The sequence below is a fragment of the Streptomyces sp. NPDC030814 genome (genome assembly GCF_055572155.1).
Genome location: NZ_JBVIDX010000003.1, coordinates 24,660 through 44,384 on the forward strand (window position 1 = coordinate 24,660; position 19,725 = coordinate 44,384).

Here is a 19,725-nt window from a genome sequence, read left to right on the forward strand (position 1 = left end):
GGCGCCGGTCGGCGCGAGGCCGCGGCGAGGTGGTCGTGGCCAGGGGGCCGTGTGAGGTGGTCGTGGTCGACGGCGCGCGGTCCGGCGGTCGTCGGCGCTCCGGACGGCGCGTCGTCACCGTTTGAACGAAGTCGTTCGGGCAACCCGGTGCGGCAAGACGGCCCGCCGAGGCGAGAAGCCCGGGCCGACCAATCTGGAAGGCACTCATGTCCACAGGCGTGATCATCGCTTTGATCGTGATCGTGGCGGCCGTGGTCGTTCTCGCGGCCGTCCTGACCCTGCGAGCCCGCGGCGCCTCCAACGGCGGCGGATCGCTGAGGCGGCGTTTCGGACCCGAGTACGACCGGACCGTGGCCCACCACGACGGCGACGAGCGGGCTGCCGCCCGCGAACTCGCGGAGCGCGTGAAGCGGCACGGCTCCCTGGAGCGGCGGCCGCTGCCGGGCGCGGAGCGCGAGCGGTACGAGGCCCGCTGGGCCGCCGCCCAGGAACGCTTCGTCGACTCGCCGCGCGAGGCGGTCGTCGAGGCGGACCGGCTGATCGCCGACCTGGCGGGGGCGCGCGGCTTCCCGGACGGTGGCCGCTACGAGACCCAGCTGGAGGCGCTCTCCGTCCACCACGCACACCACGTCCAGGGCTACCGCCGGCTGCACCGAGCGGCGCAGGGCGGCCCCACGGACACCGCCGACGGCCGTACGGGCGCCGGCACCGAGGAGATGCGCGAGGCCATGATCGAGGCCCGCGCCCTGTTCGAGGACCTGGTGGCGCCCGGCCGCCATGACGCGCGGGCCGACCGCGAGGCCGGGACGGAACGCGACCGTACGACGGCCGACCGCCGCCACACGACCACCACCGCCGCTCGCTCCAACGGTCGGCACCATCTGCCGTGGGGCTTCACCAGGCGTCATGCGAAGGGGAGTTGAGGGGGATGACTGACAACGTGACGACAGGTGACGGCAACACCCGGGGCCGCGAACCGCGTCCCGCGACCACCGGCCCGAGGGGCACCGCCTACACCACGGGTGCCACCGGAGCCAGTGGCTCCGCAACCACCGGGGGGACCGGAACCACCGAGGGGACCGGCGGGACCAGCGGCGGCAGCGCCCTCACGGGCCCCGGCGCCGCCGACGCCATGGGCACCACCGGCAACCAGGACACCATGGGCACCACCGGTACCCACGACACCCAAGCGCCGCTCGTGGCCGGCCACGACCGGGGTGGAGTCCGCGCCGAGGGCCACACCGAGGGCCGGACGGCCGGTTCCGCCGGGCATCTGCTGCCGCACGAGGAGACCGACAAGCTCAACCTGCGGTTGCAGCACGCGGTCGGCGGGTTCGTCGACGAACCCCGGTCCGCCGTGGAGGAGGCCGATCACGTCCTGGAGGAGGTGGCCTCCCGCTTCGCCGACGCGGTCAACCAGCGGCGCCGCACGCTGCGCGCCACCTGGCAGACCGCCGGCGAGCGCACCGCCTCTACCGACACGGAGCAGCTCCGCCTGGCCCTGCGCGACTACCGCGAACTGACCGAACGGCTGCTCCGCATCTGAACGGCGGGCCCTGGCACCGGCCCCCTGAACGAGGCCGCGCCCCCGGTCGTGCCCGGGGACGCGGCCTCCCGCGTGCGCGGCTCCGGCCCCGAGTCCCCGAGCCCCCGAGTCCCCGAGTCCCTTCAGGATGTGGGTCTCCCGGCCCGCCACTCGGCGACGACCGCCTCCACGTCGTACGGCTTCAGACCCAACGGCGGCCCCGGCGGCGGACGGAACATCATCTCGCGGATCTTCACGTTGATCTCGGTGATGATCTTCCGCACGGCCCGCTCGGACGGGGCCAGCGCGGCGGCGGCCAGCGCGTCCTCCGCCTCCTTGCGCAGGGCCAGCGCGGGCGGCAGGACCGACAACCCCTCACGGGCCATCTTCCGCCTGATCCACCAGAGTTCGTCGTAGGTCGTGTCGTCCCCGTCGAGCGGTCGCCCCGCTCCGGGAAGGTGGGAGAAATCGCCGCGCGCCTCCGCGTCGCGGATCTGCTTGTCGACGAAGGACTCGAAGCTGACACCGGGTGGCTTTCGCTCGGTCATGCGTCCATTGTGCCGGACCCCGCACAAGCGGACGATCCGGCGATTTATCATGCGGCGGCGGTGCGTCGAGCGTGCCGTGTCCAGCGACAATCGGAGTTTGACCCGTTAGGAGCGGTACGTGCTCGAACTCACCATGGCCTCGGTGTCCGAGGCGGACGCCGGGGCGACGGCCGGCATGCAGATGGCCGACGCGCCCAGCGAGCCGGGCGCCGTGCTCCGGGTGGGCCGGGACCGGGCGGTGTGCCGTCTCGCGACCCCGGACGACTGGCTGTTCGTCTCCCGTGTGCACCTGGAGTTCCTCTGCGGCCCCGACGGCACCTGGCAGGTGACCTGGCTGCGCGGTACCCACGCCGAGCCCTCCTCCGAGGTGCGCCTGGCCCTCCAGGGGCACCCGCCGCAGCCGCTCCCGTACGGCGGCACCGCGAAGCTTCCGCAGGGCGGCTCCGGCGAGCTCATCATCTACGACCGCACGGGCCCGCGCAGCGTCAACGTGGGCTTCTACCACGAGCTCTGAGGGCGCCCCCGAGGACGGCGCCGCGGCCCCGGCCCCGTCGTCCTCGGGTCAGTCCAGCACCCGTGCCAGCGCGAACCCGTCGTATCCCTTGGTCCCGACCGTCTGGATGGCCGTGCCGTCCAGCTTCGGGTGGGAGGCGATGAGTTCGATGGCGGCGCGGGTGCCGAGGATGTCCGGTTCGGTGCTGGCGGCGTCGGCGACGCGCCCGCCCCGGACGACGTTGTCCACGACGATCAGGCTGCCGGTGCGGGTCAGGCGCAGGGCCCACTCGACGTAATGCGGGTTGTTGGCCTTGTCGGCGTCGATGAAGACCAGGTCGAACGGCTCGGGGTTCTCGTCGGCCAGCTTGGGCAGCGAGTCCAGGGCCGCGCCGACGCGTACCTCCACGATCGCGTCCAGCCCGGCGCGCGCGATGTTGCGGCAGGCGACCTCCGCGTACTCGGGGCTGTACTCCAGGGAGATCAGCCTGCCGTCGGCGGGCAGCGCGCGGGCCAGCCAGATCGTGCTGTAACCGCCGAGGGTCCCGATCTCCAGGATGCGGCGCGCGCCCTGGATGAGGGCCAGGAGCTGGAGCAGCTTGCCCTGGTTGGGGGCGACGTTGATGTGCGGGAGCTCATTGGCCTCGCTGTCGCGCAACGCCGCCTCCAGGGCCGCGTCATTGGGGGAGAGGTGGGTCGTGAAGTAGGTGTCGACGTCGTCCCACACCTGCGAGCTGCTCATGGACCTGCGCCCTTTCCGATAGCTAGTTAGATCTCCTAACTAGTGGCGCTAACGAATGGTAGGCGCAGGTCCCTTCGCTGTCAGGCCATTCGCCCTGCGTGTTTCAGCCGTTCGGACTCGGGCGTTCGGACTCGGGCGTTCGGACTCAGTCGTTCGGACTCAGGCGTTCGGACCGGGCTTGCGGTCCACCGGCGGCGCGGGAGAGGCCGGGGGCGTGGGCGCGCCCTGCGGGTAGCCGGCCTGAGGCGTGCCCTGCGGATGCCCGGCCTCAGGCCCGCCCTGCGGATAGGCCCCCGGAGGCATCCCCGCACCCGGCCCCGTCCCCGCCCCCGGCGGCACCGGGCCGCCCTGCGTCATCCACGCGCCCGGCGCCATCGGGGGCAGCGGCGGTTGCTTGCGGGCGTTGCGGCGGAGCACGATCGCGACGGCCACCGCCTTGATCGCGAGCACGCCGATGCCGAGCCCGAAGGTGAACAGCCAGCCGGGGATGCCGCCCACGGTCCACATCTCGTCCACGTAGATGACCTTTCGATAGGAGTCGTCGGTCGCCGCCCGCCGGAGCGTGTGATCGCCGGATATCCGCGACGGCTGAGGGAAGTTCTGCTCGACGGCGGTCAGGAAGTCCGTGCCTCCGCCGGCGAGGTCGCCGAGCGGGCCGTCGGGCGCGTCGAGACGCCCGGCGAAGGTGACGTGCGGCGCGTCCCCGCCGATCGCCGAGCCCGGCTCCATCCGGTGCCCGGCGAGGACGTACAGGTCGAGGGCCTGCGGGGTCGTGGCGAGCCGCGACAGCCGCATCGGGTACACCAACTCGTCGCTGGCGAAGGTGAGGTGCAGCGGATCGAGGGTGCCCCCGAGTGGGGTGTCCCCGGCCGTCTCCTCCGGAGCCAGCTTGATCGCCACGTACTCCCACTTCTGCCGTACGTACGGCTCCAGCGCGGTGTCCAGGCGGTCCGGCAGCGTGAAGCCGTTCTGGTCGAGCCAGTCGCCGAGGGCCCCGGAGTCGGTGGCGGTCAGCCGGGCCACGTCGAACGGCCCGAGCCGCTCCCGGCCGACGACGTCGACCGCGCCCTCGCCCGGCGCCGCCCCCGCCATCCCGTCGTCCTCGAACGCGTCGAACGGCCAGTCACCCGACCGCGGCCAGAAGTACTCCCGTTCGCGGTACTCGGGCGCCGTCGCCTCGGCGAGCTGGTCGAAGAGGGCCGCGTCGCCCAGCTCCACCGTCGCCCGGTTCGGCACCGGCATGATCCAGGCGGCCGTACGGGCGTCCCCCGCGACCGTCAGGCGCATCACGATCTGCTCCTCGCGGCCGTCCCAGCGCACCACGGACGTCTCGCGGTTCACATACACACTGCGCTGCCCGTCCGGCACCATCGCCCCGCACCCGCAGGCGTACGCCGGCGCCACCAGCGACGCCAGCTGGAACCCGAGCAGCGCCACGACGAGCACCGCCAGCCGTCCCCGGACACCTCGCGCCCGCCGCGCCGGACGCGTGCGCCCCTGTACGAAGCCGTTCATCCCCCGTGCCATCCCCCGTAGCCCTTCCCGCCGTGCATCCGTGCCGGGGGCCATGCTCCCAGGTGATTGTCCGTGGCCGGTCACAACCTCGCCCGCGATGTGCAATCCGTGATCACCGTCGCGCCCTTGAGTCATTCGACCGCCCCGCGCGCACTATCGTCTTCCGGACGAAACATGGGCGGCCGTCAGATGAAGCGGAGGTTGCCCACGTGCCACCAGCGAGGCGGTGCAAGCCTTTTCCATGGGACGGCGAACGGGGCGGGAGGGACGACAGGGCGTGGCGAACGCGGAGCAGAGCGGACCGGGCGGTGCCGTCGGCACGGGTGCGGCGGTGCGGCTGGGGACGACGCGCGTCGTGCTCTGGCTGGTCGCCGCCGTTCTGGCGGTGCGGCAGATCGCCCTGGTGCTGCGCACGCCCAAGGGGGAGCGGCTGACGGAGTTGGAGACCTGGGTGGGGCCGGACGGCGTGCTGCATGTGGCGGGTTCGCTGTATGACTCGACGCGGTTCACGGGTACCCCGTTCGGGGGACTCGTTCTGAAGCCCCTCACGCGTGCGGCCGAGCAGGCTCTTGGCTGGGGCTGGACCTTCGGCACCCTGCTCCTGGTCGTCGCGCTGGGTCTGGTGGCCGCCCGCGCCCTGCCGCAGCCCGTCTCCCGGCGGACGGCCCTGCTGGCGGCGCCCGTCGCGGTCACGCTGCTGATGCTGTCGCTGCCGGTGCGCAACACGCTCTATCTCGGCCAGACCAGCATCATCCCCGTCCTGCTCGTCCTGGCGGGCTGCTTCGCGGTACGGGGCGAGCGCGCCAGCGGCGTCTGCATAGGAGTCGCCGCCGCCTTCCAGCCGACCGTGCTGCTGTTCGTGCCGCTGCTGTGGTTCACCGGCCGCCGCCGGGCCGCCGCGAGCACCCAGATCACCTTCGCCGCGGCCACCGCCCTCGCCTGGGCGGTGATGCCGCGCGACTCGTACGCCTACTGGGTGCACCATCTGGCGGGCGTGGGCCTGGGCGGCCGGGCGGACGACCTCGCCAACCAGTCGCTGCACGGCGCGCTGCTGCGACTCGGCCTCGAAGGCCCGCTGGAAATCGCGGTCTTCTTCACGCTGGCCACCGGTGTCGCCGTGCTCGGCATGCGCCGCGCCATCCGCTACGCCCGCGACGGGCAGCTGCTGCTGGCCGTCGCGATCACCGGCTGTGTCGTGGTGGCCGTCTCGCCGACGTCCTGGAAGCACCAGCTGCTGTGGGTGCTGCTGGCGGCGGTCGGCCGGGTCGGCAAGAAGGCCTCGTCGCGGTACGTGTGGCCGGTCGCCGTCGTCCTGGTGATGACGCTGCCCGCGAAGATGATGGTGCCGAACGTCGGCGTGCTGTACCCGGTGCGGGACAACGTCGTCCTGCTGGCGGCGCTCACCGCGGCCCTGCTGGTGCCGTTTTTGTCCCGCACCTCGGAGTACTACCGGAGCCCGATCCCCACCGAGTACGTCCCCAAGACGCAGATGCGCCTGAGCTGGGCCCCGCTGCTGCGCCGGGTCGCCACCCGCCCGAACCTGCTGCTGGAGCTGCTGCTGATCCGCGTCACCTACGCCGCCTACCAGCGCACCCGGCTGGAGGCGGCCGGCAGCCGGGCCGTGGCCGAGGAGCACGCCCGCGAGATCCTCGCGCTCGAGAAGGTGCTGTTCCTCGATGTCGAGCACTGGGCCAACCACGCGGTGGTCCAGGTCGGCTGGCTGCGGAACTTCTTCGACTTCTACTACACGTCGTTCCACTTCGTCGTGCCGCTGACCGTCCTCGGCGTCCTGTGCTGGCGCCGCCCGGCCGACTACCGGTGGGCCCGTACGGCCATCGGCTTCACCACGGTCCTCGCGCTCGTCGGGTTCTTCTTCTACCCGCTGGCGCCGCCCCGGCTGATGCCGGGCCTCGGCATCATCGACACCATCCACGGCGTGCAGGACTTCTCCAAGCCGGACTACGGCAGCCTGACCCAGCTGACCAACCAGTACGCGGCGATGCCCTCGCTGCACTTCGGCTGGTCCCTGTGGTGCGGACTCACCATCGCGATCGTCGCGTCCCGGTGGTGGATGAAAGCCCTGGGCCTGCTGCACCCGTCCTTCACGGTCGTGGCGATCGTCGTGACCGGCAACCACTGGGTCCTCGACGCGGTCGGCGGCGCCGCGGTCGTCGGTGCGGGCTTCGCCCTCACCTACGTCCTGACCGGGCCCCGGGCGCAGCCCGAGAAGGGTGACGGGAAGACGGACGACGGGGCCCCGCGGACCGCCGCAAACGGCCCGCGCAACCCCGTCCGCGGCTGACCGTCAACCGATCCACAAGTCATACGCGGCACCGCTCCTGGTGTCGGTCCAGGGATTGCCGGACGACTGCCGGGCGGGGGCGCACAGCCACGTCCCGTGCGGGAACTGTCGGTTGACCCTCCACGAGGCCATCGTGAACCGGGCCATGCCGGCGTTGCGGAAGGTGCCGCCACCGCCGCCCCGACGCTGCCCGCGTGCCTTCTTCCACCGGGTGACGTTCGACCGGTGTTCGTACGCGTTGACCTTGCCACGAGGGGGAGTTGGGCGAATCCATCGCCTGGCCAAGGTTTCTCCGCCCGTGGATGGAGGGGCCGGTGTGACAGATGGTCCCTGAGTCGCACAACCGCGACCGTCTCCGCGACGTCTTACTCAAAAGGTCCCGTTCCGAGAGGGATCGAGCGCCCGCGCCACCGGCTGACTCTTCCTGGCCGCCACCGGCGGCGACGTGAGCGTCCTCGGCAGGGCCGACCGTCTCGCCGGCTTCGGCGGCGTCACCCCGGTGCCTCGAGACTCCGGCAAGATCAGCGGCACCTACGGCGCCCACAGAGATACAACAGGATCTGATCAGACGGGATCAGAGGCGGTTCACACTCGTGGGGGGGAATTGTGCGCACGGAACGGGCCGACGGCGCCGGGAGGCCGTCGGCCCGAGTCGGGGGCGGTGTCGTCAGCCCGCGCTGACCTGAAGGTGTTTGACTCCGTTGATCCAGGCCGAGCGCAGCCGGTCCGGGTCGCCGACGAGCCGCAGGTTCGGCAGGGCGTCGGCGATCGCGTTGAAGATGAGGTCGATCTCCAGCACCGCCAGGGACTTGCCGAGGCAGAAGTGCGGACCGCCGCCGCCGAAGCCCAGATGGGGGTTGGGGTCGCGGGTGATGTCGAAGGCGTCGGGGTTGTCGAACACCTCCGGATCGTGGTTGGCGGAGGCGTAGAAGATGCCGACGCGGTCGCCCTTCTTGATCCGCCTGCCGCCGAGTTCGGTGTCCTGGGTGGCGGTGCGCTGGAAGGAGTTGACCGGCGTGGCCCAGCGGACGATCTCCTCGGCGGCCGTCGCCGGACGCTCCCGTTTGAAGAGGTCCCACTGGTCGGGGTGGGTGAGGAAGGCGTGCATGCCGTGGGTGATGGCGTTGCGGGTGGTCTCGTTGCCGGCGACCGCCAGCATCAGCACGAAGAAGCCGAACTCGTCCGAGGCCAGGCTGCCCTCGTCCTCGGCGGCGACCAGCGTGCTGACGATGTCCTTCGCCGGGCACTGCTTGCGGTCGGCGGCCATGTTCATGGCGTACGCGATGAGCTCGGTGGCCGACTCCTGGCCGACCTCCTCGGTGATGGCGTACTCCGGGTCGTCGTACGAGATCATCCGGTTCGACCACTCGAAGATTTTCGCCCGGTCGTCCTGCGGGATGCCGATCAGCTCTGCTATGGCCTGGAGGGGCAGTTCGCAGGCGACCTCGGTGACGAAGTCGAACGGGCCCGGCTGGGCGAGCGCCTCACGGGCGATGGCGTGGGCCCGCTCGCGCAGGTTGTGCTCCAGGGCGCGGATCGCCCGCGGGGTGAAGACCCGCTGGACGATCTGCCGTACCCGGGTGTGCTCCGGCGGGTCCATGTTCAGCAGAATCAGCCGCTGCGCGTCGATGGCGTCACGCTCGATGTGCTCGTTGAAGCGGATGATCGCGGTGTTGAGGAACGAGGAGAACAACTCGGGATGCGTGGAGACGTACTTGACGTCCGCGTGGCGGGTGACGGCCCAGTAGCCCTCGTCGGCGAAGCCCGCGATGCCCGGTGCCTGCGGGACCCAGTGGACCGGTTCCGTGCGGCGCAGCTCGGCGAACTCCGGGAGGGGGACACGGTGGTGCAGCAGGTCGGGGTCGGTGAGGTCGAACCCGTCGGGCAGCGCTGGACAGGGCATCGGCAACTCCTGACGGAGCATCAGCTATGACGGAATTGCGGTGACCGTAGTAACGGGTTCTACAACTCGCAAGGGGTACGGGCACCCCAATTGCCGCACGCCCCTTGCCTTGTCGGAGCCGCGCTCAGCAGACTGCTGGCGGGAACTAGAACGCGTACTAGTTCTGCGTGGCGGGCCGGGCCGGGACGCCCCGCGCCGCGCGGGTAACCGTTGAGAGGATCCCCCATGGCCGCGGAACCCGTGATCGTCGAAGCCGTACGCACCCCCATCGGCAGGCGCGGCGGCGCGCTCGCCAACCTCCACCCCGCCTACCTCCTGGGCGAGACCTACCGCGAACTCCTCGGCCGCACCGGCATCCCCGCCGACTGCGTCGAGCAGATCGTCGGCGGCACGGTCACCCATGCCGGCGAACAGTCCATGAACCCCGCCCGTACGGCCTGGCTGACCATGGGCCTGCCGTACGAGACGGCCGCGACGACCGTCGACTGTCAGTGCGGCTCCTCGCAGCAGGCGTCACACATGGTGGCCAACATGGTCGCGGCGGGCGTCATCGACGTCGGGATCAGCTGCGGCGTCGAGGCGATGTCACGGGTGCCGCTCGGGTCGGGCTCCAAGCACGGGCCCGGGAAGCCGTTCCCCGACGAGTGGAACGTCGACCTCCCCAACCAGTTCGAGGCGGCGGAACGGATCGCCCGCCACCGGGGGCTGACCCGGGAGAACGTCGACTCCCTCGGCCTGCTCTCCCAGGAACGGGCGGCCGTGGCCTGGGCCGAGGAGCGCTTCAAGAGGGAGACGTTCGCGGTCCAGGTCCCCACGACGGAGGAGGAGCAGGGGGCCGGTCAGGGCATGTGGCGGTTGGTGGACCGGGACGAGGGGCTTCGCGACACGTCCGCGGAGGCGCTGGCCCGACTGAAACCGATCATGCCGACCGCCGTCCACACGGCCGGCAACTCCTCCCAGATCAGCGACGGGGCGGCGGCGATCATGTGGGCGTCGAAGCGGATGGCCCGAGCGCTGAAGCTACGGCCGAGGGCTCGGATCGTCGCCCAGGCCCTGGTCGGCTCCGACCCCCATTTCCACCTGGACGGCCCGATCGACGCGACGAAGGCGGTGCTGGGCAAGGCGGGGATGTCGTTGCGCGACATCGACCTCGTGGAGATCAACGAGGCGTTCGCGTCCGTGGTGTTGAGCTGGGCGCAGGTCTTCGAGCAGGACCTGGAGAAGATCAACGTGAACGGCGGCGCCATCGCCCTGGGCCACCCGGTGGGGGCGACGGGAGCGCGGCTCATCACCACCGCGCTGCACGAACTGGAGCGCCGGGACAAGGAGTTCGCCCTGGTGACGATGTGCGCGGGGGGTGGCTTGGCCACCGGGACGATCATCCAGCGGTTGTAGAGGCCCAGTCGACGAAGCGGGTGAACGCGGCGGGGGCCAGGGTGAGGTGGGGTCCCGCCGGGTTCTTGGAGTCTCGGATGGCGATGGTGGGGGAGGGAGTGGGGGTTGCGGCGATCTCCACGCAATCACCGCCCTGGTCGCCGCTGTGCGACGACTTGCGCCAGGTGAGGGGGCCGAGGGGGGCGCATTCGACGCAGGAGCCGCCGGTGTCGCCGCTGTAGCTCGACTTACGCCACTGGGCGCCTGTCGGCCTTGAGTTGCTTCCCATAGCGTTCCTCCACCACGTGCCGGATCAGCTCTGCCGAGTCCCTCACGGACAGTGCCGCAGCCTGCAGGTGATCGTATCGAAGCGACCGGGACTCCACCGCGTCCGGATTGGCGGTCGGATGGCCGGTGTCGTAGTCCTCGCTGTAGACGATGGTGGGGTCTCCGGCAAAGTGGAAGATGTCGAAGGAGCCCATCAGCCCGGTGTGGACACCGGTCTCGTACGGCAGCACCTGGACACCCACACGCGGGTTGCGCTCGTAAGCCAACAGTTTCAGCAGTTGGGCGCGCATGACGTCCGGGCCGCCGATCTTCTGGTAGAGAACGGCTTCGCTGAGCACCGCCCAGAACACGGGGGGTTTGTCCCTCTCGAAGATACGTTGTCGCGCAATTCGAGCAGCGGTGCGACTTTCCAGGTCGTTGTCGCTCACGGCGCTGAGCACGGCACTGGCGTACGCCTGGGTCTGCAGGAGTCCGTGCACCAGTTGGGGCTGGAAGATGTAGATGGCCGACGCCCGTCCTTCCAGTTCTGCGACCTGCTGGAACCATCCGGGAAGTTGGCTGCGCATCACCAGCGTCAGGAGGCGGGACAACAACCCATCGGTCCCCAACGCCACATCCGCCCGCTCGCTGAACTCGGGCGTCGGCACCTTCCTCGCCGTCTCGATCTGCCCGACCAGCGACGACGTGTAGCCCAGGATGTCGCCCAACTGCTTCTGCGTCAGGCCCGCCGCCTCCCGGCAACGTCGCAACTCGTAGCCGTAGTAGTCCAGCGGTGAGGCGCCGGGGTCGAGGGTGTTGATCTGGGTCATGGTGCTGTCCCCTCGTTGAAACTTGAACTCACTGTTGAACGCGTTGTGTCCGTTCTGTCGCCGACAGTAGTCGCGGCAGGTCATCCTTGTGGTGTGAACGGACACTTTCCCCCCATCGTTCTGGGCGCTCGTCCCGTCCAGTACCGGATGTGCTTCACCGTGGGTGAGCACTCCGCGCATCACATCCGCCGCATCCTCCGCTCCTACCTCGACGAGTGGGAGTTGCCGGAGCTGGCCGACGCGGTGGAACTCGGGGTCACGGAACTGCTCGCCAACATCGTCCGGCACGTACCGGACCGGCGCTGCACGCTGCTGATGCTGCGGTCGGCGGCCGGGGTCCGGGTGGAGGTGACGGACCGGTCGGCTCAACTCCCGGTCTTACGAGATGACCTGTCGACGGACGCGGTCGGCGGCAGGGGGCTCGTGCTGGTGGACGCGGTCGCGGACAAGTGGGGTGTGGGCAGGTGGGGCGACGGCAAGACCGTCTGGTTCGAGTGCCGCGGCGGCGCGGAGGAGAGGTCCGCATGAGCGGCACGACGGGCTGTGCTCGAGATGAGCACGGCGACCAGATCGGCCAGCGACAGCGCGCCGCCCGGATCGTCGGCGCGGCGGGGCACCCGGCGTACGGGCCCCACTTCGTCCAGCGAGACACCCTCGCGGGCCAGCACGTACGTCAGCGCCAGGAACGCGGAACGGGCGTTGCCGTCGTCGAACGGGTGGAAGAAGCAGACGTCGAGGTAGACGCGGGCGGCGCGCGCCGGGAGCGGAAGGGATGGGTCCGTGCTCTGTGCGAGGCAGTCGGCGAGGCGGTCCGGAAGGTCGGGGCCGGTGCCGTAGCGCTCGCGGCCCTGCTTGGCGTACGCCGGGAACACGCGGAATGCCGGGGGCTCCGGCAGGCCCAGGACATGGCGTTGCCAGGCGGCGAGGCGCTCGAAGGTGAGGGGCGAGCCGGAGACGGCGTCGGCTCGGGCCCGGTCGAGGGCGGCGCGGAGGCGGACGGCGCGTACCGGGGACCGCTGGTGGTCGTGGGCGTGGATGTCCTGCACCGCCCCGTCTTTTACCGGGGTGACCAGTACGCCTGGGAGGCGTTCGTGCGGGCCGGCGGGAAGGAGCCCGGGCGGGGTGACTGCGCGTGTGCGGTGCCAGGGGACCGTGTCGCGGAGGGCCAGCCACAGCCGTAGGTGGTCCGGGGCGGCGGCCGGGTGGCGGGGCGTGCTCAGGAGCGGGCCTCCAGGGAGGTCGCGAGGCGTTCCGCCACGTCGTCCACGAGGATGCGGCCGGGCGCGGACCAGCTGAGGAAGCGACCGTCGATCGCCTTGTCGACTTCCGCCCCGGCCGTTCTGCGGTCCACGCCCCAGCGGGTCAGGAACCAGATGAGGACCTGTCGGCAGTGGCCGTACCAGCCGCTGCCGCCGCCCGTGCGGTCCACGACCTGGGTGACCAGGCGGACGGTCGCGCGCTCCCAGGCGTCCCGGCGGTCCTCGGCGGGCATGGTGTCCAGCGGGTAGTGGTCGAAGCGGTCGGCCATGTCCTCCAGCCAGGCCCGCCACTCGCACAGCGCCTCGGCGACCCGGTCGAGGGTCTCCTCCGGGTCGGTGGTGCTGATCGAGTCGCGGGGGCAGCACCAGGCGCCGACCGGGCCGCCGTCGTAGTCGCCCTCGTCGTGGGCCCAGCGCCAGCCGGCGGCCCAGCGGCCCCACCGCTCGATCATGGCCCGGCTCATTTCCTCGGCCCAGTCGTTGCCCGCTCCGTTGGACCACCGGGCGATGGCCAATGCATGGTCCCTGTCTCCGGGGCGACCGACCGGGCACGTGGGGGTGCGGCTCGCGGGGGCCAGTGCGCGGACCGCCTCGAAGGCGTCGGCGTGGTCGAACGGATGCCGGCGGGGATCGACCTCGTCCCAGGTGAGAGTGCCGGGGCTCAGCGAAGGGTGGTAAGCCATCGCGCACATGCTCGACCGTGACCGGCCACACCTCAACCGAATTTACGGGCGGGAGCGGGAGCGAGGGCGGGGGAGGGGGCGGGCTGGAAACGCGTCGCCGTCATGCCGGCCCGGTGGGCAGGATGGCGCGATGGCCGATCTGCTGTGGGATGACGTCAAGTGGTTCTTCGACCCGGTCGCGATGGGCACACTGCCGGATGTGTTCGTCCCTGACACCTCGGTCCAGGACTGGCAGGCCGTCGTCGACCTCGTCGTCGAACGGGGTTGGCCGTACGAGTACTTCGAGGGCGGGACGGAACTGCCGCTGCCCTCGGCGGAGGCCGTGCTGTCCCGGGCGGCCGACGCAGAGCAGCCGAATCTCGCGGTGCGGCCGGCCGACGGTGTGGTGGCGATCTTCCGGTTCTACGCGGCGGAGGCCATCGACTTCGACGTCGATCTCCGGGAGCTCCAGGGGCAGGAGCGGCTCGATGTGCTGTGCGGATTCCTCACGGCCATCGGACGACGGCTCGGCAAGCCGGTACTGATGGACCACGAGGGCGGCGACGGCACCCGCCCCGTACTCGGGTTCGATGTGGAGGCCGACCGGGTCGTCCTGCTGGCGGAGCCACCCGGTCGACTGACCTGAGCCGCGGCTCCAGGGGTGAGGCGGGGGCGAACCCGTGCGTGGGTTCGCCCCCGTCGCGAGCCGGTCGGGTGACCGGCGTCAGCTCGCGATGTTCCGGAACGTCGTCTCCGTGGCGTGGTCGCCGAGGCCCGTGAGGACCTGGAGCTTCCTGACGGGCTTGGTACCGGCGCTCTTGAACTTGGGGGTGGCGGTCCAGGTGGTGACGGCGTCCAGCATGTTCGCCTCGGGGCCGAACTTCGTGGCGGTGGCCTCGACGGCGAACGCGGCGTTGAAGTTGGCGCCCTTGTGGCCGGACTTCCAGCCCTTCCCGGTGATCATGCCGTCCTTGCCGGTCTGATAGGACAGCGTGGTCGTGGCGCTGGTGACCGGTATGTCGAAGATCCGCTCGGTCGCCGTGACGGACAGGCTGATCGTCTTGGACTTCCTCGCCGCGCGGGACGTGGCGATCGTGGTGCTCGTGAAGGTGATGTCCTTGTTGTAGCGGACGGTCTTCGTCTTCGCCTTGCTCGGGATGTCGCCGAACTGCGTGACGGAGAACGCCTTGAACACCCGGGCGTTCTGCAGATGGCCGACGAACGCCCGCTGCTTGGAAGCGGGCAGCCTGCTGAACGCCTTGAACGTGGGGCCGCCGCCGGGAGCCCGCTTCAGCCAGGTCTTGTAGGCGTCGACGGTGAGCTGCGACGGCGCGGCCGGCTTGGTGGTGGCCCCGTCGTGGGCGACGGCCTGGCCGGTGCCGCCGACGAGGGCGGCGGAGGCGGCGGCGGCCAGGGCGACTGCGGTGATGCGGGTACGCACGGTGGTGTCCCCTTGTCGGGTGGTCCGGTCCAGGTGGAACAGGGCGGCGGGAAGGCGGCGGCCGCCGTGGCCGGGGTCGCCGCCTTCCGCCGGGGCGAACGTCAGCGCGTGCCGTTGCCGGTCTGGGCGTGGTGGGTGCTGGCACCCTTGCCGGTGACGACCTGGAACTTCTTGACGGGCGCTGTGCCGGCGCTCTTGAACATGGGGGTGGCGGTCCAGTTGGTCACGCCGGACAGCGTGTTGCCCTTCAGCACGGCACGGGTCCTGGAGGACTTGAAGGCGAACGCGGCGTTCTGGTTGCTGCCGTAGTTCTTGGTCTTCCAGCCGGTGATCTTGCCGGCCTTGGTCTCGTAGGTCAGCACGGTCGTGAACTCGGTGACCGGGATGTCGAAGATCCGCTCGATCGACCTGTTGGTCAGGGTGATCGTCCGCTTGTCCTTCACACCGGGGGCCGCGGCGGACGTGCGGGTGGTGAAGGTGATGTCGTTCTTGTACTTGATCGTCGTCCCGTAGGAGAGGCTCGGGATCCTGCCGTTGTGCGCGACGACGAACGCCTTCAGCACCTTCGGGTCCTGCAGATAGCCCACGAACTTCCGCTGCTTGGCCGGGGTCAGCCTGTTGAACGCCTGCAGCGTGTCCTTCGCCTCGTCGCCCGGGCTCTTCTTCAGCCACGTCTTGTAGGCGTCGACGGTCAGCTGCGACGGCGCCGCCGGCGCGGAGTCGGCGGCGAACGCCTGGCCGGAGCCGCCCAGCAGGGCCAGGGAGGCCGCTGCGGCCACGGCGGTCGCGGTGATGCGGTTGCGCACGGTGTTCTCTCCTCGTCACGGGTACGTACCCGGGTCCGTTCGCCCGGCTGTCGTCCTGGGGTCGCGACGAACGTACGGGTGAGCGGGGAGGGTGCGGAATTGTCTCTTGGGGCAGCGTCCGGGAGGACAAGTCCCGCGGTACGAGCCGCATCCGACGACGGCGAAGGCGGCGGCCCCGGAGACACTCGACGATCTTGGAGAAGCAGGTGTAGACCCAGCGCTCAGGGCGGGGGCGGGTCGAAGGTGACCGCGCTCTCGAAGGCGGCCCGACGCGTGGCCCGGCGCAGCGCCCGCAGCACCGGGGTGCCGAGCGTGAGCGTCAGGGCGACGGTGACGACGGCGCGCCCCAGGTCCCAGCCGAGGGAAGTGGCCATGCAGTACGCCAGGAAGCGGGCCAGGTTGGTGGCGGGGGACGCGTCCGGGTGGAAGGCGATGTTCGAGGCGAGCGCGTCGATGAAGGGCCAGCCGTAGAGGTTCATGACCGTGCCGTAGACGAAGGCGGCGACGAAGCCGTACGCCGAGAGCAGGACGAGTTCGGCGCGGCCCCGCAGCCGCTGGGCGCCCGGCAGCAGCCCGGCGCCCATCGCGAACCAGCCCATCGACAGCATCTGGAACGGCAGCCACGGCCCGACACCGCCGGTGAGCAGCGCGGACGAGAACATCGTCACCGCGCCGAGCGTGAACCCGAAGCCCGGTCCGAGGACACGACCGCTGAGCACCATCAGGAAGAACATGGGCTCCAGCCCGGCCGTCCCCGCGCCGATCGGGCGCAGTGCCGCGCCGGTCGCCGCGAGGACCCCGAGCATCGCCACGGCCTTCGCGCCCATCCCCGCCTCGGAGATCGTGGCCGCCACGACACCGACGAGCAGCACGAGCAGACCGGCGAAGAGCCAGGGGGCGTCCTGAGCGTGCGCGCTGACCTGGGAACCGGGGGACGCGAAGAAGGGCCAGGCGAAGGCAGCGGCACCGATGAGGCTGACGAGTGCCAGGGCGAGGAGGGAACGCAGGGAGAGGGGGACGGGGCGGGGCCGAGGGCCGGGGGCCGGATGCGGCGCCGTGGGTTCCGGGGGTGCCGAGGGCGTGGTGGGTGCGTCGGGCATGGCGGGTTCGGCCGGGGAGGGGCTGTTGTTCACGGCCGCTCCTGCTCAGCCGCTCGCAGGGCACGGCTCACCTGGGTCGTCGTCAGCCACTTCTGGGGGGCCAGGATCTTCGTGACCTGCGGGGCGAAGGAGGGGGAGCCGACGACCACCTCGGCGGTCGGGCCGTCGGCGACCACCTCGCCGTCGGCGAGGATCAGCACACGGTCGGCCAGTTCGGCCGCCAGTTCCACGTCGTGCGTGGCCAGCACGATGGCGTGGCCCCCGGCGGCGAGTCCCCGCAGCGTCGACACCAGGCGGCCCTTGGCCGCGTAGTCGAGGCCGCGGGTCGGCTCGTCGAGGAGCAGCAGCGGGGGCCGGGCCGTCAGCACCACCGCGAGGGCGAGCGCCAGCCGCTGGCCCTCCGACAGGTCGCGGGGGTGCGTGCCGTCCGTCACGCCGGGCAGCAGCTCGTCCACCAGCCGGCGGCAGGTGCCCGGTTCCGCGCCCGCGTCCCGGTCCGCCGCCGCACACTCGGCCGCGACGGTGTCCGCGTACAGCAGGTCCCTGGGCTCCTGGGGGACGAGGCCGACCCGGCGTACGAGGTCCCGGGGGGCCGTCCGGTGCGGTGGAACGCCGCCGACCTGCACGGAACCGGCCGCCGGGGGCACCAGGCCCACCAGCGCGGACAGGAGCGTGGACTTTCCGGCGCCGTTGCGGCCCATGAGGGCGAGGGTCTCGCCGGGGGCGATGGTGAGGTCCACGTGGCGGAGGGCGTGGACGCCGTCGCGGTGGACTGCCAGGGAGCCGGCTTCGGCGAGCGCGGTGCCCTTCGAGTGGGCTGCGGGGCCGGTGGACGGGGTGGCGGGGTCGGGGGTCGGTTTGCGGGAGAGGAGGCGGCGGAGTCGGGGGAGGGCGGGAGCGGGGGAAGGGGCGGGGGCCGTGGTGTGCCGGGTGCGGGTGGAGTGTGGCCGGGCGCGCGGTTCCCCGCGCCCCTGGACGGAGGCGGTGCCGGGCGGGGTGTCGGGAGTGCGGGATGCCAGGCGGGCTCGAAGGGGCTCGGCCCTGCGGCGGGCGTCCCGCACCGTCAGGGGGAGCGGGGTCCAGTCGGCCAGGCGGCCCAGGGTCACCACCGGGGGGCAGACCGGGGAGACGGCCATCACCTCGGCGGGTGTGCCGAGGACGGGGCGGGCGCCCGGCGCGGGGAGCAGGAGGACCTGGTCGGCGTACTGGATGACGCGTTCGAGGCGGTGCTCCGCCATCAGTACCGTCGTGCCGAGGTCGTGGACCAGACGCTGGAGCACCGCCAGGACCTCCTCCGCGGCAGCGGGGTCCAGCGCGGAGGTCGGCTCGTCCAGCACGAGGACGTCCGGGTGCGGGGTGAGCACCGACCCGATGGCGACACGCTGCTGCTGGCCGCCGGAGAGCGTCGCGAGGGGCCGGTCGCGGAGGTCGGCGAGACCGAGGAGGTCCAGCGTCTCCTCCACCCGCCGCCGCATCACCGCCGGCGCCAGGCCCAGCGACTCCATGCCGTACGCGAGTTCGTCCTCGACCGTGTCCGTGACGAAGTGTGCGAGCGGATCCTGCCCGACCACGCCCACCACATCGGCCAGTTCGCGCGGCCGGTGCGTACGGGTGTCCCGGCCCGCCACCGTGACCCGCCCGCGCAGGGTGCCCCCGGTGAAGTGCGGCACGAGCCCGTTCACGGCACCCAGCAACGTCGACTTCCCGACCCCCGACGGGCCCACCAGGAGGACGAGTTCCCCCTCCGGGACCTCGAAGTCGACGCCATGGAGGATGGGTTCGGTCGCGCCGTCGTACGTGACGGACACGTCCTCGAAGCGGATCATGCGTCTTCCTTGCCAAGGGCGGTGGGGGCGGTGGGGGCGATCGCGGAGGCCGGGGCGGGCACGGTGAAGGCCGGAAGCAGGCCCAGCAGGATCGCGGCGGCCGGCCACAACGGGAGGTCCGGGGCGGTGAGGGGGACGACGGTGGGGTGCAGGGCGGCGGAGTCGTACGCCGCGCCGATGACCAGGAGTACGGCGACGGCCGCGCCCGACGCCCCCACCAGCGACGCCCGTACGTCCCACGCGTCCGGCCGGTAGCGGGTGCGGGGCGAACGACGGCCGCCCAGGCGCAGGCCCGCGAGCGCGGCGGCCAGGCCGGTGAGCAGGACGGGGAGACCGTAGGTGCCGCCGGCGGCGGTCAGCACGCCGTACGTTCCCGCGCAGACGCCCAGCAGTCCGCCGAGGGTGAGCGCGGCCGTCGTGCGGCGGACGGGGGCCGGGACCTCGGCGGTGCGGCCGTACCCGCGTGAGTCCATCGCGGCGGCCAGGGCGACCGACCGTTCCAACGCGCCCTCCAGCACCGGCATTCCGACCTGGAGCAGCCCCCGTACGCCGCGGTCCGGCCGCCCGCGCAGCCGCCGGGCGGCCCGCAACCGCTGCACGTCCGCCACCAGATGCGGGGCGAACGTCATCGCCACCACCACCGCCACGCCCGCCTCGTACAGCGCGCCCGGCAGCGACTTCAGCAGCCGGGCCGGGTTCGCGAGGGCGTTCGCGGCGCCGACGCAGACGAGGAGCGCGGCGAGCCGCAGACCGTCGTACAGCGCGAACAGCACGCCCTCCGCCGTCACCCGGCCGCCCAGGCGGACGCCCTGCGCCCAGTCGGGAAGCGGGACTTCGGGGAGCGTGAGGAGGGTGTGCGTGCCGGGGATCGGGGAGCCGAGCACCACCGCGAAGGCCAGCCGGACGACCAGCACGGCCAGGCCGAGCTTCACGAACGCGGTGTACGAGCGGGCCCATGGGGCGTCCGTGCGGAGCGTCGCCACGACGTACCCCGCCACCGCCATGAGGAGGCCCAGGAGGAGGGGGTTGGTGGTGCGGGACGCGGCGGTGCCGAGCCCCAGGGCCCACAACCACCAGGCGAGGGGGTGCACGAGCTGCCCCCGGTACCCGCGGTGCACGGGGTGCCGGCGGTA

19 protein-coding genes and 2 pseudogenes are annotated in these 19,725 nt (G+C 71.8%); 8 read left to right on the forward strand and 13 right to left on the reverse strand.

The window, feature by feature from the left end:
- Window positions 1-206: 206 nt before the first annotated feature.
- Together ACZ43N_RS06950 and ACZ43N_RS06955 are read left to right on the forward strand one after the other, a co-directional pair.
- A complete protein-coding gene (locus ACZ43N_RS06950; RefSeq protein ID WP_468095584.1) occupies window positions 207-923 on the forward strand; it encodes a hypothetical protein in 717 nt (238 codons plus the stop codon).
- 5 nt (window positions 924-928) lie between these two features.
- Window positions 929-1,546 carry a hypothetical protein gene (locus ACZ43N_RS06955; protein ID WP_468095585.1) on the forward strand — a complete coding sequence of 206 codons (618 nt, stop codon included), beginning with the start codon at window positions 929-931 and terminating at the stop codon, window positions 1,544-1,546.
- A 122-nt stretch (window positions 1,547-1,668) separates the two neighbouring features.
- Here ACZ43N_RS06955 and ACZ43N_RS06960 read toward each other — a convergent pair whose 3' ends face one another.
- Complete coding sequence (locus tag ACZ43N_RS06960; protein WP_468095587.1) at window positions 1,669-2,073, reverse strand: DnaJ family domain-containing protein; 405 nt, start codon at window positions 2,071-2,073, stop codon at window positions 1,669-1,671.
- 118 nt (window positions 2,074-2,191) lie between these two features.
- Between ACZ43N_RS06960 and ACZ43N_RS06965 the strand changes: the two genes are divergently transcribed.
- Window positions 2,192-2,587, forward strand: a complete 396-nt coding sequence (locus ACZ43N_RS06965; protein ID WP_468095588.1) for a hypothetical protein — start codon at window positions 2,192-2,194, stop codon at window positions 2,585-2,587.
- A gap of 48 nt (window positions 2,588-2,635) precedes the next feature.
- On the opposite strand, the gene ACZ43N_RS06970 is transcribed toward ACZ43N_RS06965, so the two are convergent.
- Together ACZ43N_RS06970 and ACZ43N_RS06975 are read right to left on the reverse strand one after the other, a co-directional pair.
- A complete protein-coding gene (locus ACZ43N_RS06970) occupies window positions 2,636-3,307 on the reverse strand; it encodes an O-methyltransferase (protein WP_468095589.1) in 672 nt (223 codons plus the stop codon).
- 159 nt (window positions 3,308-3,466) lie between these two features.
- Complete coding sequence (locus tag ACZ43N_RS06975) at window positions 3,467-4,822, reverse strand: DUF2330 domain-containing protein (protein ID WP_468095590.1); 1,356 nt, start codon at window positions 4,820-4,822, stop codon at window positions 3,467-3,469.
- 277 nt (window positions 4,823-5,099) lie between these two features.
- On the opposite strand from ACZ43N_RS06975, the gene ACZ43N_RS06980 reads away from it, so the two are divergent.
- Both ACZ43N_RS06980 and ACZ43N_RS06985 read left to right on the forward strand, forming a co-directional pair.
- Entirely contained in the window at window positions 5,100-7,124 is a 2,025-nt protein-coding gene (locus ACZ43N_RS06980; protein WP_468095591.1) for a bifunctional glycosyltransferase 87/phosphatase PAP2 family protein, read from the forward strand.
- A 421-nt stretch (window positions 7,125-7,545) separates the two neighbouring features.
- Window positions 7,546-7,682 (forward strand): annotated as a pseudogene (locus ACZ43N_RS06985) (transposase); the annotation flags it as partial.
- A 109-nt stretch (window positions 7,683-7,791) separates the two neighbouring features.
- Here the strand turns inward: ACZ43N_RS06985 and ACZ43N_RS06990 are convergent.
- Complete coding sequence (locus ACZ43N_RS06990) at window positions 7,792-9,027, reverse strand: cytochrome P450 (RefSeq protein WP_468095592.1); 1,236 nt, start codon at window positions 9,025-9,027, stop codon at window positions 7,792-7,794.
- Window positions 9,028-9,252: 225 nt separating this feature from the next.
- Between ACZ43N_RS06990 and ACZ43N_RS06995 the strand changes: the two genes are divergently transcribed.
- Window positions 9,253-10,422, forward strand: coding sequence for a steroid 3-ketoacyl-CoA thiolase (locus ACZ43N_RS06995; RefSeq protein ID WP_468095593.1), 1,170 nt, complete (start codon window positions 9,253-9,255; stop codon window positions 10,420-10,422).
- Here ACZ43N_RS06995 and ACZ43N_RS07000 read toward each other — a convergent pair.
- Complete coding sequence (locus ACZ43N_RS07000) at window positions 10,406-10,690, reverse strand: DUF397 domain-containing protein (protein WP_468095595.1); 285 nt, start codon at window positions 10,688-10,690, stop codon at window positions 10,406-10,408. The genes ACZ43N_RS06995 and ACZ43N_RS07000 overlap by 17 nt on opposite strands.
- Window positions 10,650-11,498 carry a helix-turn-helix domain-containing protein gene (locus ACZ43N_RS07005; protein WP_468095596.1) on the reverse strand — a complete coding sequence of 283 codons (849 nt, stop codon included), beginning with the start codon at window positions 11,496-11,498 and terminating at the stop codon, window positions 10,650-10,652. Before ACZ43N_RS07005 ends, ACZ43N_RS07000 begins: the two co-directional genes overlap by 41 nt.
- 93 nt (window positions 11,499-11,591) lie before the next feature.
- On the opposite strand from ACZ43N_RS07005, the gene ACZ43N_RS07010 reads away from it, so the two are divergent.
- Window positions 11,592-12,026 carry an ATP-binding protein gene (locus tag ACZ43N_RS07010; RefSeq protein ID WP_468095598.1) on the forward strand — a complete coding sequence of 145 codons (435 nt, stop codon included), beginning with the start codon at window positions 11,592-11,594 and terminating at the stop codon, window positions 12,024-12,026.
- A 194-nt stretch (window positions 12,027-12,220) separates the two neighbouring features.
- On the opposite strand, the pseudogene ACZ43N_RS07015 reads toward ACZ43N_RS07010, so the two are convergent.
- Together ACZ43N_RS07015 and ACZ43N_RS07020 are read right to left on the reverse strand one after the other, a co-directional pair.
- Window positions 12,221-12,544 (reverse strand): annotated as a pseudogene (locus tag ACZ43N_RS07015) (Fic family protein); the annotation flags it as partial.
- A 170-nt stretch (window positions 12,545-12,714) separates the two neighbouring features.
- On the reverse strand, window positions 12,715-13,440 hold the full coding sequence (locus tag ACZ43N_RS07020) for a hypothetical protein (protein WP_468095600.1): 726 nt from the start codon (window positions 13,438-13,440) through the stop codon (window positions 12,715-12,717).
- 130 nt (window positions 13,441-13,570) lie between these two features.
- Between ACZ43N_RS07020 and ACZ43N_RS07025 the strand changes: the two genes are divergently transcribed.
- The gene (locus tag ACZ43N_RS07025; RefSeq protein ID WP_468095601.1) at window positions 13,571-14,065 is read left to right on the forward strand and encodes a hypothetical protein; all 495 of its coding nucleotides are present in this window, start codon (window positions 13,571-13,573) and stop codon (window positions 14,063-14,065) included.
- Between the two features lie 78 nt (window positions 14,066-14,143).
- Here ACZ43N_RS07025 and ACZ43N_RS07030 read toward each other — a convergent pair whose 3' ends face one another.
- From ACZ43N_RS07030 to ACZ43N_RS07050, 5 genes are all read right to left on the reverse strand, one after another.
- Window positions 14,144-14,860 (reverse strand): hypothetical protein, encoded by a 717-nt coding sequence (locus ACZ43N_RS07030; RefSeq protein ID WP_468095602.1) that lies wholly within the window; start codon window positions 14,858-14,860, stop codon window positions 14,144-14,146.
- Window positions 14,861-14,961: 101 nt separating this feature from the next.
- Window positions 14,962-15,666, reverse strand: coding sequence for a hypothetical protein (locus ACZ43N_RS07035; RefSeq protein ID WP_468095603.1), 705 nt, complete (start codon window positions 15,664-15,666; stop codon window positions 14,962-14,964).
- A 221-nt stretch (window positions 15,667-15,887) separates the two neighbouring features.
- Window positions 15,888-16,766: an ECF transporter S component gene (locus ACZ43N_RS07040; RefSeq protein WP_468096443.1), complete on the reverse strand. Its 879-nt coding sequence runs from the start codon at window positions 16,764-16,766 to the stop codon at window positions 15,888-15,890.
- 29 nt (window positions 16,767-16,795) lie between these two features.
- Window positions 16,796-18,592: an ABC transporter ATP-binding protein gene (locus tag ACZ43N_RS07045; protein ID WP_468095605.1), complete on the reverse strand. Its 1,797-nt coding sequence runs from the start codon at window positions 18,590-18,592 to the stop codon at window positions 16,796-16,798.
- A complete protein-coding gene (locus ACZ43N_RS07050; protein WP_468096445.1) occupies window positions 18,589-19,710 on the reverse strand; it encodes an energy-coupling factor transporter transmembrane component T in 1,122 nt (373 codons plus the stop codon). Before ACZ43N_RS07050 ends, ACZ43N_RS07045 begins: the two co-directional genes overlap by 4 nt.
- Window positions 19,711-19,725: the final 15 nt, after the last annotated feature.

Excerpts from the sequence above, each read along its gene's own strand:
- ACZ43N_RS06950 (WP_468095584.1), top strand. The coding sequence starts at position 207 with ATGTCCACAGGCGTGATCATCGCTTTGATCGTGATCGTGGCGGCCGTG.
- ACZ43N_RS07025 (WP_468095601.1), top strand. The coding sequence starts at position 13,571 with ATGGCCGATCTGCTGTGGGATGACGTCAAGTGGTTCTTCGACCCGGTC.
- ACZ43N_RS07045 (WP_468095605.1), bottom strand. The coding sequence starts at position 18,592 with ATGATCCGCTTCGAGGACGTGTCCGTCACGTACGACGGCGCGACCGAA.
- ACZ43N_RS06990 (WP_468095592.1), bottom strand. The coding sequence starts at position 9,027 with ATGCCCTGTCCAGCGCTGCCCGACGGGTTCGACCTCACCGACCCCGAC.
- ACZ43N_RS06995 (WP_468095593.1), top strand. The coding sequence starts at position 9,253 with ATGGCCGCGGAACCCGTGATCGTCGAAGCCGTACGCACCCCCATCGGC.
- ACZ43N_RS07020 (WP_468095600.1), bottom strand. The coding sequence starts at position 13,440 with ATGGCTTACCACCCTTCGCTGAGCCCCGGCACTCTCACCTGGGACGAG.
- ACZ43N_RS06960 (WP_468095587.1), bottom strand. The coding sequence starts at position 2,073 with ATGACCGAGCGAAAGCCACCCGGTGTCAGCTTCGAGTCCTTCGTCGAC.
- ACZ43N_RS07000 (WP_468095595.1), bottom strand. The coding sequence starts at position 10,690 with ATGGGAAGCAACTCAAGGCCGACAGGCGCCCAGTGGCGTAAGTCGAGC.
- ACZ43N_RS06975 (WP_468095590.1), bottom strand. The coding sequence starts at position 4,822 with ATGAACGGCTTCGTACAGGGGCGCACGCGTCCGGCGCGGCGGGCGCGA.
- ACZ43N_RS06955 (WP_468095585.1), top strand. The coding sequence starts at position 929 with ATGACTGACAACGTGACGACAGGTGACGGCAACACCCGGGGCCGCGAA.
- ACZ43N_RS06970 (WP_468095589.1), bottom strand. The coding sequence starts at position 3,307 with ATGAGCAGCTCGCAGGTGTGGGACGACGTCGACACCTACTTCACGACC.
- ACZ43N_RS07040 (WP_468096443.1), bottom strand. The coding sequence starts at position 16,766 with ATGCCCGACGCACCCACCACGCCCTCGGCACCCCCGGAACCCACGGCG.
- ACZ43N_RS07005 (WP_468095596.1), bottom strand. The coding sequence starts at position 11,498 with ATGACCCAGATCAACACCCTCGACCCCGGCGCCTCACCGCTGGACTAC.